This is a genomic window from Achromobacter sp. UBA2119, from assembly GCF_002331005.1.
GTDB lineage: Bacteria > Pseudomonadota > Gammaproteobacteria > Burkholderiales > Burkholderiaceae_B > Achromobacter > Achromobacter animicus.
Map to the genome: position 1 here is coordinate 129,842 of NZ_DCYD01000008.1, position 13,369 is coordinate 143,210.

The 13,369-nt window shown below is 65.5% G+C and carries 14 protein-coding genes; 3 read left to right on the forward strand and 11 right to left on the reverse strand.

Features of this window, described 5'->3' with window-relative positions; genetic code table 11:
* Positions 1-17 precede the first annotated feature (17 nt).
* The 4 genes from B3098_RS04330 to B3098_RS04345 form a co-directional block, all read right to left on the reverse strand.
* Positions 18-482 carry an HIT family protein gene (locus B3098_RS04330; RefSeq protein WP_286891975.1) on the reverse strand — a complete coding sequence of 155 codons (465 nt, stop codon included), beginning with the start codon at positions 480-482 and terminating at the stop codon, positions 18-20.
* Complete coding sequence (locus B3098_RS04335; protein ID WP_105241129.1) at positions 479-928, reverse strand: GNAT family N-acetyltransferase; 450 nt, start codon at positions 926-928, stop codon at positions 479-481. Before B3098_RS04335 ends, B3098_RS04330 begins: the two co-directional genes overlap by 4 nt.
* 22 nt (positions 929-950) lie before the next feature.
* Complete coding sequence (gene pap, locus B3098_RS04340) at positions 951-2,417, reverse strand: polyphosphate:AMP phosphotransferase (RefSeq protein WP_286891977.1); 1,467 nt, start codon at positions 2,415-2,417, stop codon at positions 951-953.
* Positions 2,418-2,499: 82 nt separating this feature from the next.
* The gene (locus B3098_RS04345; RefSeq protein ID WP_286891979.1) at positions 2,500-3,363 is read right to left on the reverse strand and encodes an MBL fold metallo-hydrolase; all 864 of its coding nucleotides are present in this window, start codon (positions 3,361-3,363) and stop codon (positions 2,500-2,502) included.
* A gap of 126 nt (positions 3,364-3,489) precedes the next feature.
* Here B3098_RS04345 and B3098_RS04350 point away from each other — a divergent pair, with 126 nt between their 5' ends.
* Genes B3098_RS04350 through B3098_RS04360 form a run of 3 tightly spaced genes read left to right on the forward strand, consistent with a single transcriptional unit; the run spans position 3,490 to position 4,702 of the window.
* Positions 3,490-3,825 carry an ArsR/SmtB family transcription factor gene (locus tag B3098_RS04350; protein ID WP_175124970.1) on the forward strand — a complete coding sequence of 112 codons (336 nt, stop codon included), beginning with the start codon at positions 3,490-3,492 and terminating at the stop codon, positions 3,823-3,825.
* A complete protein-coding gene (locus tag B3098_RS04355; RefSeq protein WP_286891981.1) occupies positions 3,822-4,253 on the forward strand; it encodes a YeeE/YedE family protein in 432 nt (143 codons plus the stop codon). The genes B3098_RS04350 and B3098_RS04355 overlap by 4 nt, the downstream gene beginning before the upstream one ends.
* A 2-nt stretch (positions 4,254-4,255) precedes the next feature.
* Complete coding sequence (locus B3098_RS04360; protein ID WP_286891982.1) at positions 4,256-4,702, forward strand: DUF6691 family protein; 447 nt, start codon at positions 4,256-4,258, stop codon at positions 4,700-4,702.
* Positions 4,703-4,753: 51 nt separating this feature from the next.
* Here B3098_RS04360 and B3098_RS04365 read toward each other — a convergent pair whose 3' ends face one another.
* The 7 genes from B3098_RS04365 to B3098_RS04395 form a co-directional block, all read right to left on the reverse strand.
* On the reverse strand, positions 4,754-6,022 hold the full coding sequence (locus B3098_RS04365; protein WP_175136810.1) for a phenylacetate--CoA ligase family protein: 1,269 nt from the start codon (positions 6,020-6,022) through the stop codon (positions 4,754-4,756).
* A gap of 81 nt (positions 6,023-6,103) precedes the next feature.
* Positions 6,104-6,940, reverse strand: coding sequence for an ABC transporter ATP-binding protein (locus tag B3098_RS04370; protein ID WP_175124974.1), 837 nt, complete (start codon positions 6,938-6,940; stop codon positions 6,104-6,106).
* Positions 6,941-7,045: 105 nt separating this feature from the next.
* On the reverse strand, positions 7,046-8,383 hold the full coding sequence (locus B3098_RS04375) for an ABC transporter substrate-binding protein (protein ID WP_239213472.1): 1,338 nt from the start codon (positions 8,381-8,383) through the stop codon (positions 7,046-7,048).
* A 134-nt stretch (positions 8,384-8,517) separates the two neighbouring features.
* Positions 8,518-9,582 carry a branched-chain amino acid ABC transporter permease gene (locus B3098_RS04380; RefSeq protein WP_218342582.1) on the reverse strand — a complete coding sequence of 355 codons (1,065 nt, stop codon included), beginning with the start codon at positions 9,580-9,582 and terminating at the stop codon, positions 8,518-8,520.
* Positions 9,583-9,605: 23 nt separating this feature from the next.
* Entirely contained in the window at positions 9,606-10,535 is a 930-nt protein-coding gene (locus B3098_RS04385) for a branched-chain amino acid ABC transporter permease (protein WP_063955103.1), read from the reverse strand.
* A gap of 24 nt (positions 10,536-10,559) precedes the next feature.
* Positions 10,560-11,357 carry an ABC transporter ATP-binding protein gene (locus B3098_RS04390; RefSeq protein ID WP_175124976.1) on the reverse strand — a complete coding sequence of 266 codons (798 nt, stop codon included), beginning with the start codon at positions 11,355-11,357 and terminating at the stop codon, positions 10,560-10,562.
* A gap of 5 nt (positions 11,358-11,362) precedes the next feature.
* Positions 11,363-13,339: an AMP-dependent synthetase/ligase gene (locus tag B3098_RS04395; RefSeq protein ID WP_175124977.1), complete on the reverse strand. Its 1,977-nt coding sequence runs from the start codon at positions 13,337-13,339 to the stop codon at positions 11,363-11,365.
* Between the last annotated feature and the right edge of the window lie 30 nt (positions 13,340-13,369).

A 13,369-nucleotide genomic window follows, 5' to 3' on the forward strand; every position in this document is an offset into this window, starting at 1 on the left:
TCAACGCCCACGCAGGCTCAATGCCATAGCAACGCATTCATGGCTTCCACCAGCCGGTCGCGGTAGCGAGGCAGCAGCGCTTGCACCTGCGCCTGCCGGTCCTTCCAGGAATCCGGCTCAGCGCCCGGCGCGATGCGCGGCGCCGCCCAGATCGAATCCGGAAAATGCCGGTCGCCGCGCCAGCGCGGGATCACGTGCCAATGCAGGTGCGGCACCATGTTGCCCAGCGACGCCAGGTTGATCTTGTCCGGCGTCAGGATCGCCTGCTGCGTTTCCTCCACCACATACACCGCCCGCATCAGCAGGTCGCGGCCATGCGTCGACAGGCTGGTCATCTCGGCCAGGTGACCGTTCCAGATCACGCGCGTGAATCCCGGATAGTCGGCGTCGTCGACCTCGATGATGCGCAGGTGCGGCCCGCGCCACAGCAGCGTGCCGCCGTCTTCCTGGCACAGCGGACAGTTGGGATCGCGCGCGCTCAAGCCATCACCTTGCGGTACTGGATGAAGCCGGAACGGTCGGCAATCCGGTCGTAGAGCTGCATGGCGGTCGCGTTGGTTTCGTGTGTCAGCCAATAGACGCGGGCGCAGTTGGCCGCGGCGGCTTCGGCGTAGACGTGTTCGATCAGCTTGCGGCCCGCGCCCGTGCCGCGCGCGTCCTGGTCCACATAAAGGTCCTGCAGGTAGCAGTAGTCGCCGGCGGTCCAGGTGGAGCGATGGAAGATCCAGTGCACCATGCCGACAGCGCGGCCGCTTTCATAGACCAGCGCCGCGTGCATGGGCTCGGCGGGGTCCAGGAAGCGCGCCCAGGTGTTGCGCGTGACGGCGTCGTCGATGCTGACGCGGTAGAAGTCCTGGTAGCCCTTCCACAGGGGCAGCCAGGCGTCGAAGTCGGTGGCGACGATGGGACGGATTTCTGCGGTACTCATGGCGCAAGGCCTCCTGGGGTCTTCAGAGTTGGGTTTCCATGGCGTCGACGATATGCCGCAGCACCTGCAGGCGAGCGTAACGCTTGTCGTTGGCCGACACCAGATGCCACGGCGCGTGGGCCACGTCGGTGCGCGTCATCATCTCGTTGGCTGCCGCCGCGTATTCTTTCCACTTGTCGCGGTTGCGCCAGTCGTCGGGCGTGATCTTGAAATTCTTGAACGGCGATTTCTCGCGCTCGTGAAAACGCTTGAGCTGCTCGTCGGGCGTGACGGCCAGCCAGAACTTCAGCACCAGCGCGCCGCTGGCGGCAAGCTGTTCCTCGAAGTCGTTGATCTCGGCATACGCGCGGCGCCACCGGGCGGGCGGTATCAGCTTTTCGACGCGCTCGACCAGCACGCGGCCGTACCACGAGCGGTCGAAGATGCCGATGCGGCCATGGCTGGGAATGCAGCGCCAGAAACGCCATAGATAGGGCCGGGCCAACTCTTCGGTCGTGGGCGCGGATATCGGCGTGATGTCGACTTGCCGGATATCCAGCGCGTGTGTGACGCGGCGGATGGCGCCACCCTTGCCGGCGGCGTCCTGCCCCTCGAACACCAGGATCAGGGAGCGATTCCTGAACTTGTCGGACCGGGCGGCGCGCGCCAGCCGGCCTTGCAGCAGGCCGAGTTCGGTCTCGTAGTCTTCCTTGTCCACCTTGGCGTCGTAGTCCAGCTTGCCCAGCCGGTCCGCGATGCGCGTCGTGCTGGAGTGCGCCACGAAAGCGGGCGGCAGGCGGGGCACCCCGCGCCGGCGCAGCGCGCCGAGCACCGCCTCGGCCGTGCGGGCGGCGCGCATGTTTTCGTCGGCGCTGGGAATCACCACCCACGGCGCATGGCCGCAGTCCGTGTGATTGAGGACGACTTGGGCGCCGGCCCGGATGCGGTCGAACCGCTTGTTGACCTTCATGTCGACCGGACTGACCTGCCAGGCCGTATCGGGGTTGGCCAGCAGGCGCTGCGCGCGCGTCTTCTGCGCCTTGGCGGACAGGTGGAACCACAGCTTGATGATCTGCACGCCTTCGGCGGCCAGCATGGTCTCAAAGCGCATGATCGCCGCAGAGTGCGCCTCGATCGCGTCCGCGTTGGGCTTCTTGCGCACAGCTTCAATCAAGAGCGGCGTATACCAGGACCCGAACACGATGCCCGTGCTGCCCTTGGGCGGCAGATCGCGCCAGTAGCGCCACAACGGCGGGCGTTCGAGCTCGTCGCCTTCGCGCGGCCCGTAGGCCAGGGTGCGAATGTGGCGCGGGTCCATCCATTCGTTCAGCAGGTTGATCGTGGCGCCCTTGCCGGCGCCATCGATGCCGGCCACGACGATCAGAAGCGTCTTGTCGGCCTGCCGCAGCCGTTCGTACTGCGCATTGAGCAACGCGACGCGCAGCCGCGTTTCGAGCGCCTTGAATTCGTCTTTGGACAGGATGGGGTCGGCTTCGGCTTCGGCAAACATGGATGCGCGTCGGATCGGGTGGCTGCGATCGGGCGATCTTGCGGGATAAGGCCGCGCGGCGCAAGTGCGCCGCGGCCGGGGGTCAGAGCGCGTTGACGGGAATCTTGAGATAGCGCACGCCGTTGTCTTCGGGGGGCGGGAAGTGGCCCGCGCGGATGTTCACCTGAATCGCCGGCAGGATCAGCGTGGGCATCGACAGCGTGGCATCGCGCCGCGTGCGCATGGCGACGAATTCGTCCTCGGTAATGCCGTCGCGCACGTGGATGTTGCCGCGGCGCTGTTCGGCCACGGTGGTTTGCCAGGAGGCCTCGCGTCCCGCGGGCGGATAGTCGTGGCACATGTAAAGCCGCGTGTCGTCTGGCAGGCTCAGCAGTCGCCGGATCGACTGGTACAGCAGATGCGCGTCGCCACCGGGAAAATCGCAGCGCGCCGTGCCCACGTCCGGCATGAAAAGCGTGTCGCCCACGAATGCCGCATCGCCAATCAGGTACGCCATGTCGGCCGGCGTATGGCCGGGCACGTGGATGGCCGTGGCGGTCAGCGAACCGATCTGAAAGGTCTCGCCATCGGCGAACAGATGGCCGAACTGCGAGCCGTCGAGCTGGAACTCCGGTTCCAGGTTCAGGATGGTCTTGAAGACGCCCTGCACGGTGCGGATGCTCTGGCCGATGGCGATGACGCCGCCGAGCTGCCGTTGCAGGTAGGGCGCCGCCGACAGATGATCGGCATGGGCATGGGTTTCCAGCAGCCAGACGGTCCGCAGGCTGCGTTCGCGCACGTAATTGGCCACGCGATCGGCGCTGGCGGTGCTGCTGCGGCCGGACTTGGGATCGTAGTCCAGCACCGAGTCGATGATGGCGCACGCGCCGCCGGGCGCGGGTTCGTGGACGACGTAGGTGATGGTCGCAGTAACGGTGTCGAAGAAGGCCTGGATGTGCGGGGTCATGAGGGCTCGCGTGAAGGCCGCACGGGCGGCCCGATCAGGTCGATTTACGAAAATAAATAATATTTGCGCATAGTTTATTCATAAATATAATGACGCCGCTATCCCCCACGTGTCCCACACCTCGTCATGAACGCTCCCCTTACCGATTGCGAAGTCGCCGTCCTGCGCGAGTCCGCCACCCAGGCCTGCGCACTGCTCAAGGCGCTGGCCAACGAAGACCGCTTGCTGCTCTTGTGCCAGCTGGTCCAGAATGAACGCAACGTCGGCGAACTGGAGTCGCTGACCGGCATCCGCCAGCCGACGCTCTCGCAACAACTTGGCGTGCTGCGCGACGAAGGCCTGGTCGCGACCCGCCGCGAGGGCAAATACGTCTATTACCAGATGGCCAGCTTCGAGGTCAGCCAGGTGATGAAAACGCTATCCAGTTTGTACTGCGGACGCGCCATGGAGTCACTCAAGTGAACGTGGACTGGTCCGCCTTCACCCCGGCCGCCGGCACGGCGGGCGGCCTGCTGATCGGCGCCGGCGCGGTGCTGCTGATGCTGGGCGCGGGGCGCATCGCGGGCATCAGCGGCATCGTGGGCGGACTGCTTGCGCCCGAGCGCGGCGGCGGCTGGCGCCTCGCTTTCCTGCTGGGGCTGTGCGCCGCGCCCTGGCTGTTCCGCCTGTTTTCCGACCTGCCTTCCATCACGGTGGAGGCCAGCACGCCGCGTCTTATCGTCGCCGGCCTGCTGGTCGGCATCGGCACGCGCTATGCGTCTGGCTGCACCAGCGGACACGGCGTATGCGGCCTGTCGCGCGGCTCGCGCCGGTCGCTCGTGGCGACGCTGATCTTCATGGCCGCGGGCTTTGCCACGGTCTACGTGCTGCGGCACGTGGCGGGCGTCTGATCATGGCCGCGCTCTACGCCTTCGCCGCCGGGCTCGTCTTCGGACTGGGCCTGCTCATATCGGGCCTGGCGGACCCGGCGCGTGTGCTGGGCTTTCTGGATCTGGCCGGGTTGTGGAATCCGACGCTGGCATTCGTGATGGGCGGCGCCGTGCTGGCGACCAGTGTCGGTTATGCGCTGTTGCGGCATCGCCGGGCCAGCTTGTCCGGCGAGCTCATGCGCTGGCCGCAAGCCACCCGGCTCGACGCGCGTCTGGCCGCCGGCAGCCTGGCGTTTGGCGTGGGGTGGGGGCTGGCGGGCTTCTGCCCCGGCCCGGCGCTCGTCGCCGCCGCGGGCGGCATCGGCGACGCAGCGGTGTTTGCGGGGGCGATGCTCGCTGGCATGGGCATCCACGCGTACATCACGCGGGCTGGGCGCCGCGACGGCGACGCAACCGGACCGCGCGCGTAGCGGCCGCTTGCCCGCGCGCCTGCCCTCGCGCTCGCACTCGCGTCGAATCGCCTATTCGTACGTCCGGATGTCGTCGATGACCTTGCCGTCGTTCGGCAGACCGCCCTCGGCCACCCATTCGACATCGGCCCGCAACTTCGTCACGTCTCGCGCCGAATCGGCGATCCGGCGGGCCAGCGCGTCGTTCTGCTCGCGCGACTCCACCTTCAGCACCATGCGGTCCGACCCGGTGCTGCCGCTGATGACCAGCCGCGCGCGCAGGATCTCCGGATGCCGCCGCGCCACGTCCGCCACCTGCGACGGATGCACGAACATGCCGCGCACCTTGGTGGTCTGGTCGGCGCGTCCCATCCAGCCCTTGATGCGCGTGTTGGTGCGTCCGCACGGCGAGATGCCGGACATCACCGCCGACAGATCGCCGGTGCCAAATCGCACCAGCGGGTAGTCGGGATTCAGTGTGGTCACCACGACCTCGCCGACTTCGCCTGCCGGCACGGGTTCACCGGTGCCGGGACGCACGATCTCGACAATGATGTCCTCACCCACCACCAGCCCTTCGCGGGCGGGCGTCTCGAACGCGATCATGCCCAGGTCGGCGCTGCCGTAGGCCTGGTAGCCGTCGATGCCGCGCGCCGCCAGCCAGTCGCGCAGCGACGGCGGAAAGGCTTCGCCGGAGACCAGTGCGCGCCGCAGCGAATCGAGCTTCACGCCCAGTTCGTCTGATTTCTCAAGAATGATCTTCAGGAAGCTCGGCGTGCCGGTGTAGCCGCTGGGCGCCAGGTCCTGAATCGCGCGAACCTGCTGCTCGGTCTGCCCGGTGCCGCCGGGAAACACGGTGCAGCCCACGGCGTGGGCGGCCGTTTCCATCATCGAGCCGGCCGGCGTGAAGTGGTACGAAAAGCAGTTGTAGGCCAGTTCGCCGGCGCGAAAGCCCGCCGCGTACAGGGCGCGCGCGAAGCGCCAGTAATCCGACCGTGCGCTCTCCGGTTCATAGATCGGACCGGGCGAGGCGAACACGCGCATCGCTTCGCCCCAGCCGATGGCCGAGAACCCGCCGAAGGCCTTTTCGGGACCGGCGGGCCGCGCGCCGTCGTCGCGGCTATGTTGCTGGCGTTCCAGCAGTTCATGCTTGCGCAGGACCGGCAGCCGGGCCAGCGCCTCGCGCGAGGTGATCGTGGCGGGGTCCACGCCGCGCAGTTGCTCGGCAATGGCCGGCGCGCGCGCGATGGCCCGCGCAATCGCCCCAGGCAGGGCGGCCATCAGATCGCGCTCGCGTTGCTCGGGCGCGCGGGTTTCGCGGTCATCGAAAAACTCGGACATGGAATCGCACCTTCTCGTGTGCCGGTTGGCGGCGCCGTTGCCGGCGCCATGCGGCAAGCGCTGGCTTGCCCGCGTCGGGAATCAGGCCAGCCAGCGTTTGCGGCGGCGGTAGAACTTGTTGTCTCGGAAACTCTTGCGTTCGCCGCTAGAAATGCCCAGGTAGAACTCCTTTACGTCCTCGTTCTGCGCCAGGTCGGCGGCCGCGCCGTCCATCATCACGCGCCCGTTTTCCAGGATGTAGCCGTAGTCGGCGTAGCGCAGCGCGATGTTGGTGTTCTGCTCGGCAAGCAGGAAGCTCACGCGCTCGCGCTGGTTCAGGTCGCGCACGATCTCGAAGATCTCTTCGACGATCTGCGGCGCCAGACCCATCGACGGCTCATCGAGCAGGATCATGTTGGGGTTGGCCATCAGCGCGCGGCCGATCGCGGTCATCTGCTGCTCGCCGCCCGAGGTGTAGCCGGACTGGCTGGTGCGGCGCTGTTTCAGGCGCGGGAAATACTGGTAGACCCGCTCCAGCGCGGCGGTGGTGTCGCCCCGGCTCATGCTGCGCGTATAGGCGCCCGTCAGCAGGTTTTCCTCGATGGTGAGGTGGGCAAAGCAATGCCGGCCTTCCATCACCTGCACGACGCCGCGCTTGACCAGTTCGGCGGGCGTCAGGCGTTCGATACGCTGGCCGCGGTACTGGATGTGGCCCTTCGTGACGTCGCCGCGCTCGCCCTTGAGCAGGTTCGAGATCGCGCGCAGCGTCGTGGTCTTGCCGGCGCCGTTCGCGCCCAGCAGCGCCACGATCCTGCCTTCCGGCACCTGCAGGGACACGCCCTTGAGCACCAGGATCACGTGGTTGTAGATCACCTCGATGCCGTTCACATCGAGCAGCACCTGGGGGGCGTCGGCGGCGGCAATATTGGCGTCGTTCATAAACCTTCCTGCGGCGTGGCGGCGGCCGGCCGGAAAGCCGGCCGCCGGTTCATATCAACTTGCGTTGCGCACCCGCGGCGCGGGGCCGCGGGTGCTCCAGAAGCATCACTCGCACTTGCGCGGCGTGATGTTCTTTTCCTTGGCGTACTTGGCCGCCGATTCCTTGACCATCGGGTCCAGGATCGCCTTGTCGGCCTGATACCAGTCGGAAACGACCTTGAACTTGGAGCCGTCCCACTGCACGATGCGGGCCCAGTCGTCGCCCTTGTGGTTGGCGCACGAGGTCTTGACCGGACGCATGATCTGGCCAAAGCCCAGCTTGTCGAGCTTTTCCTGCGTCAGATCCAGGTTCTCGAAGCCCCAGCGCACTTGCTCCGGCGTCAGCGCCTTGCCCTTGCCGTACTTCTCCTGCGCGGCGCGGATCGCTTCCACCTGCAGCATCGAGATCATCATGCCGCGCGTGTGGGCGATGGTGCCCAGCGTGGTCTTGCCGGTCTTGTCCGCGCCCTGGCCCTTGTCGTAGACGTACTTCTTCAGATCGTCGTAGACCTTGTCGCTGTCGGCGCCGCTGTTGTGGATCGTGATGGCGTTGTAGCCCTTGGCGACATCGCCCAGGTCCTTCACGTCGCCTTCCGACCCTGCCCACCAGATCGCGTACATCTTGTCGCGCGGATAGCCGCTGGCCTGCGCTTCGCGGATGGCGGTGGGCGTCATGATGCCCGCGCTCCACAGCAGCACATAGTTCGGACGCGCCTGGCGGATCTGCAGCCAGGTGGACTTCTGCTCCACGCCCGGCGCCGTCACCGGATACAGCAGCAGCTCAAAGCCTTCCTTGGCCGCGCGCTTCTGCAAGAGCGGGATCGGCTCCTTGCCGTACGGCGAGTCGTGGTAGACCAGGGCGATCTTCTTGCCCTTGAGCTTGTCCATGCCGCCTTCTTTCTTGGCGATGTCCTGGATCATCACGTCGGCGGCAGTCCAGTACGTGCCCAGGAGCGGGAAGTTCCACTCGAACACACTGCCGTCCACCGATTGCGACAGGCCGTAGCCCATGGTTTCCACGGGCACCTTGTCGATGATGGCTTTGTCGCTGACCGCGAAGGTGATGCCGGTGGACTGGGTATCGAAGCCCGAGGCGCCCGTACCCTTGCCCTTCAGGCGCTCGTAGCATTCCACGCCGCGGTCCGTGGCGTAGGCGGTCTCGCATTCTTCGTACGTGATCTTGACGCCGTTCACGCCGCCATCGCGCTCGTTGACGAGCTTCAGGTAATCCAGCTTGCCGTCGGCCCAGGGAATGCCCAGCGGCGCGAACGATCCCGTGCGATACACCAGCAACGGAACGAACTGCTCTTCGGCCGCCATTGCCGGCGTGGCCACGGCGCCCGCGGCGCCGGCTGCGGCCATCAAGGCTGCCGCCAACTTCAGGTTAAGACGCTTCATCTCCATTTACCTCCTGCGTGGTGCTTGGGTCGGTTAACCCTGGGACACCGGGATTGGCCCGGTCTTGAGCCGGGTATTCGGGGCGGTGGTCCAGCGCGGTCGTGCCGCGATGGACCCGCGGAAATCAAAACGAAAAAAGATCAGTGGGGGAACGGCCAGATCCGCAGCTTCTCCTTGCCGATGCTCCACAGCCGCGCCAGGCCGTGCGGCTCGGCGATCAGGAAGAAAACGATCAGCGCGCCGAACACCATGTGCTCGATGTGTGCGGCGGTGTCCACCGACAGCGGCAGTCCCAGCATGTGCGGGATGTTCGCCAGTGCCACGGGCACCAGCACGATGAACGCCGCGCCAAAGAAGCTGCCGATGATCGAGCCCAGCCCGCCGATGATGACCATGAACAGCAGCTGGAACGAGCGGCCCAGGTCGAACGCCAGCGGCTCCCAGGAGCCCAGGTGGATATAGCCCCACAGCGCGCCGGCCACGCCCACGATGAACGAACTGACCGCGAACGCCGTCAGCTTGGCGTACATGGGCCGGATGCCGATGACCGATGCCGCCACGTCCATGTCGCGGATCGCCATCCACTGGCGGCCGATGGCGCCGCGCACCAGGTTCTTGGCCAGCAAGCTGAAGATGACAACCAGGATCAGCACGAACAGGTACTTCTCCATGGCGCTTTGCACCGGCAGGCCAAAGGCCGTAAGCGGCGGCACCGACACGCTGCCCGAGGACGAATAGTTGGTGAAGAAGGGGATGCGCAGGAACGCCCAGTCCACGAAGAACTGCGCCGCCAGCGTCGCCACCGCCAGATACAGGCCGCGAATGCGCAAACTGGGGATGCCGAAGATCACGCCGACGATGGTGGCAAAGCAGCCGCCCAACAAGATTTGCACCACGAGCGGCATGCCGGGAAAGCGCACGCCGAAGTTCCAGGCCGCATACGCACCCACCGCCATGAAAGCGCCCGTGCCCAGCGAGATCTGTCCGCAGTACCCGACCAGGATGTTCAGGCCCACGGCGGCCAGCGCCAGGATCAGGAACGGAATCAGGATGGCGCGCAGCAGGTAGTCGCTGGCCATGGCCGGAACGACGATGAACGCCACCGCCATCAGCAGCCAGATGAAGACGCGGTCCTGGCGGATCGGGAAGATCTGCTGGTCAGCGCGATAGCTGGTCTTGAATTGGCCGTTTTCGCGATAGAACATTTTTTATCCTCGGTGACGCAGGCTTAGACGCGGTCGATGATCTTCTCGCCGAACAGTCCTTGCGGACGGAACAGCAGGAACACCAGCGCCAGCACGTAGGCGAACCAGATTTCGATGCCGCCTCCCACCAGCGACCCCAGATAGACCTCGGACAGCTTTTCCCCCACGCCGATGATGAGGCCGCCCAGAATGGCGCCAGGCACCGACGTCAAACCCCCCAGGATCACCACCGGCAGCGCGCGCAGCGCGGCGGTTGATAGCGTGAACTGCACACCGAACTTCGATCCCCAGATGATCCCCGCCACCAGCGCCACCAGCCCGGCCACGCTCCACACGATGACCCAGATGCGGTTCAGCGGAATGCCGATCGACTGCGCGGCCTGGTGGTCGTCGGCCACGGCACGCAGCGCGCGGCCCGTCGAGGTGTACTGGAAGAACAGCGCCAGCGTCGCCACCAGCAGCGCGGCAATGACCGCCGCGGTCAGGTCTTCAAGGTTGATGAGCAGCCCCCCTTCGAACACCGAGTCCAGGATCATCAGCGGATCCTTGGGCATGCCGACGTTGATGGAGTAGACCGAGCTGCCGAACGTGATCTGGCCGAGGCCGTCCAGGAAATAGCTGATGCCAAGCGTGGCCATCAGCAGCGTCGTGGCTTCCTGGTTGACCAGGTGGCGCAGCACGAAGCGTTCGATCGCCACTGCCAGCAGGAACATCACGATCGCGCTGACAATGAACGCCAGCACGTTGGCCAGGATCATGTTGTCAAAGCCCAGCCAGCGCGGCAGCCATTCCGAGAAGCGCGCCATCGACAGCGCCGCCACCAGCACCATCGCGCCCTGCGCGAAGTTGAAGACGCCCGACGCCTTGAAGATCAGCACAAAGCCCAGGCCGATCAGCGCGTACAACATGCCGCTCATCAGGCCGCCGAATAAGGTCTCTAGAAAAAATCCCATGTCTTTCCGCCTTGGTTGTCCGGCTTAGTGCGACACGCCGAGATAGGCGCGGATGACGTCTTCATTGGCGCGGACCTCATCGGGCTTGCCGTCGCCGATCTTCTTGCCGTAGTCCAGGACCACGACGCGATCCGAGATGTCCATGACCACGCCCATGTCGTGCTCGATCAGCACGATGGTCGTGCCGAACTCATCGTTCACATCCAGGATGAAGCGGCTCATGTCCTGCTTTTCCTCGATGTTCATGCCGGCCATCGGCTCGTCCAGCAACAACAGGCGCGGCTCCATCGCCAGCGCGCGACCCAGGTCGACGCGCTTTTGCAGGCCGTAAGGCAGACGGCCCACCGGCGTCTTGCGATAGGCCTGGATTTCCAGGAAGTCGATGATGTTCTCGACAAACTCGCGGTGCTGCATCTCTTCGCGCTCGGCCGGCCCCAGGCGGAACGCCTGCGCCAGCAGGCCGCTCTTCATGCGCAGGTTGCGCCCGGTCATGATGTTGTCCAGAACGCTCATGCCCTTGAACAGCGCCAGGTTCTGGAACGTGCGCGCAATCCCCATTTCGGCTGCGCGGCGCGGGTTCATGCGCGAAAACCGCTCGCCGCGGAACGCGATGCCGCCTTGCTGCGGCGTGTACACGCCATTGATGACGTTGAGCATCGAGCTCTTGCCCGCGCCGTTGGGCCCGATGATGGCGCGGATCTCGTGCTCGCGCACGTTGAAGGAAATATCGGTCAGCGCTTTCACGCCGCCGAAAGACAGGGAGATGTTCTGCATGTCCAGCATGACATCGCCGATACGCTGGTCGCGGTCGTTAGTGCTCATGTTCTTTACGCGGCTCGGGCGGTGATGGCGGGAAACGTCTTGACCGGATGGATCCGCAGATCCGCCGAAATCTTGCCGGTGCGTCCGTCTTCGAATTTCACTTCGGTCTCGATGAACTGCGACTGCTTGCCGCCAAAGAGCGCGTCGATCAGCACGCCGTACTTCTGCGCGATGAAGGCGCGGCGCACCTTGCGCGTGCGGGTCAGCTCGTCGTCGTCCGGGTCCAGTTCCTTGTGCAGGATCAGGAAACGGCTGACCTGCGACGCCGCCAGCTTGGGATCCGTCGCGAGATCCGCGTTGACCTGCTCCACGCACTCGGCGATCAGCTGGTAGACCTCGTCCTTGCCCGCTAGGTCGGTGTAGCCGGCGTACGGCAGGCCGCGGCGTTCGGCCCAGTTGCCCACGGCTTCCAGATCGATGTTGATGAACGCGCACACGTCTTCTCGGTTGGCGCCGAACGCCACCGCTTCCTTGATGTGCTGGAAGAACTTGAGCTTGTTCTCGATGTACTTCGGCGCAAACAGGCTGCCGTTGGCCAGCTTGCCCACGTCCTTGGCACGATCGATGATCTTGAGCTGCCCGTCGGTATCCAGATAGCCGGCGTCGCCCGTGTGGAACCAGCCGTCGGCGCTGCGCGCCTCGGCCGTGGCGTCGGGATTGCGGTAGTACTCCTTGAAGAGCCCCGGGCTCTTGACCAGGATCTCGCCGTTGTCGGCCACGCGAATCTCCACGCCCGCCACCGGCGGTCCGACGGTGTCGTCGCGAACCTGGCCATCGGGCTGCACGCAGACGAACACCGAGGTTTCGGTGGAGCCGTACAGCTGCTTCAAGTTGATCCCGATGGAGCGGTAGAACACAAAAAGGTCCGGACCGATGGCTTCGCCGGCCGTGTACGCCACGCGCACGCGGCTCATGCCCAGCGCGTTGCGCAGCGGACCGTAGATCAGCACGTTGCCCACCGCGTAGCGCATGCGGTCCCAGGCGTTGACGGATTCACCGTCCAGGATCTTCGTGCCAACGCGGCGCGCCAGCTTCATGCACGCCGCGAACAGCTTGCGCTTGAGATAGCCCGCGTCCTCCATGCGGATCATCACATGGGTCAGCAGACCTTCCAGCACGCGCGGCGGCGCGAAGTAATAGGTGGGGCCGATGTCGCGCATATCGATCGACACGGTGTCGGGCGACTCGGGATGATTCACCGTAAAGCCCGTGACCAGCAACTGCGTGTACGAGAACATGTTCTGGCCGATCCAGGCGGGCGGCAGGTACGCCAGCACGTCTTCCTGGTCGGTCAGCTTTTCCATTTCCGACACGGCGCGCGCGCGGTCGATGAGCGCATGGTGCGTCAGCACCACGCCCTTCGGTTTGCCCGTCGTGCCGGACGTATAGAACATGGCCGCGGGGTCATGCGGCTGCACGGCAGCGACGGCGCGCGCGTAGAAGTCGGGATGCTTGGCGGCATATTCGCTGCCCAGCGCTTCCAGTTGCTCATACGACAGCAGCATGGGATCGGCGTAATGGCGCAGGCCGCGCGGGTCGTCGAACACGACATGCTTGAGCGCAGGGCACTGTTCGCGCACTTCGATCATCTTGTCGACCTGCTCCTGGTCCTCGACGATCGCAACGCTGATCTCCGCATCCTGCAGCACGTAAACCATTTCCTGCGCGACCGCGTCCTGATAGAGCGGAACAGGGATAGCGCCGAGCGATTGCGCGGCCATCATGGCCATGTAGAGGCGCGGGCGGTTTTCACCGATGACGGCGACGTGCATGCCGGGCTGAATGCCGAGCGATGCAAGACCCTGCGCGACGTGACGGACATGCTCCGCCACTTCGGACCAGGTCAGGGTTTGCCAGATCCCCAGGTCTTTCTCTCGTATCGCGGGCCGCGACCCACGAACGTTGGCATGCGCGAGCAGCAGCGCCGGAAAGGTGTCCGGCGCCGCCGGCACCTGTGCAGATGCGGGCGATGAATGTGCCACGTTGTCTCCTCCGGTTTGGGCGTATCGCGC

What these genes read in the sequence shown, in the direction of transcription:
- B3098_RS04335 (WP_105241129.1), bottom strand. Translation starts at nt 928, where the DNA reads ATGAGTACCGCAGAAATCCGTCCCATCGTCGCCACCGACTTCGACGCC.
- pap (WP_286891977.1), bottom strand. Translation starts at nt 2,417, where the DNA reads ATGTTTGCCGAAGCCGAAGCCGACCCCATCCTGTCCAAAGACGAATTC.
- B3098_RS04345 (WP_286891979.1), bottom strand. Translation starts at nt 3,363, where the DNA reads ATGACCCCGCACATCCAGGCCTTCTTCGACACCGTTACTGCGACCATC.
- B3098_RS04350 (WP_175124970.1), top strand. Translation starts at nt 3,490, where the DNA reads ATGAACGCTCCCCTTACCGATTGCGAAGTCGCCGTCCTGCGCGAGTCC.
- B3098_RS04360 (WP_286891982.1), top strand. Translation starts at nt 4,256, where the DNA reads ATGGCCGCGCTCTACGCCTTCGCCGCCGGGCTCGTCTTCGGACTGGGC.
- B3098_RS04365 (WP_175136810.1), bottom strand. Translation starts at nt 6,022, where the DNA reads ATGTCCGAGTTTTTCGATGACCGCGAAACCCGCGCGCCCGAGCAACGC.
- B3098_RS04370 (WP_175124974.1), bottom strand. Translation starts at nt 6,940, where the DNA reads ATGAACGACGCCAATATTGCCGCCGCCGACGCCCCCCAGGTGCTGCTC.
- B3098_RS04375 (WP_239213472.1), bottom strand. Translation starts at nt 8,383, where the DNA reads ATGGAGATGAAGCGTCTTAACCTGAAGTTGGCGGCAGCCTTGATGGCC.
- B3098_RS04380 (WP_218342582.1), bottom strand. Translation starts at nt 9,582, where the DNA reads ATGTTCTATCGCGAAAACGGCCAATTCAAGACCAGCTATCGCGCTGAC.
- B3098_RS04385 (WP_063955103.1), bottom strand. Translation starts at nt 10,535, where the DNA reads ATGGGATTTTTTCTAGAGACCTTATTCGGCGGCCTGATGAGCGGCATG.
- B3098_RS04390 (WP_175124976.1), bottom strand. Translation starts at nt 11,357, where the DNA reads ATGAGCACTAACGACCGCGACCAGCGTATCGGCGATGTCATGCTGGAC.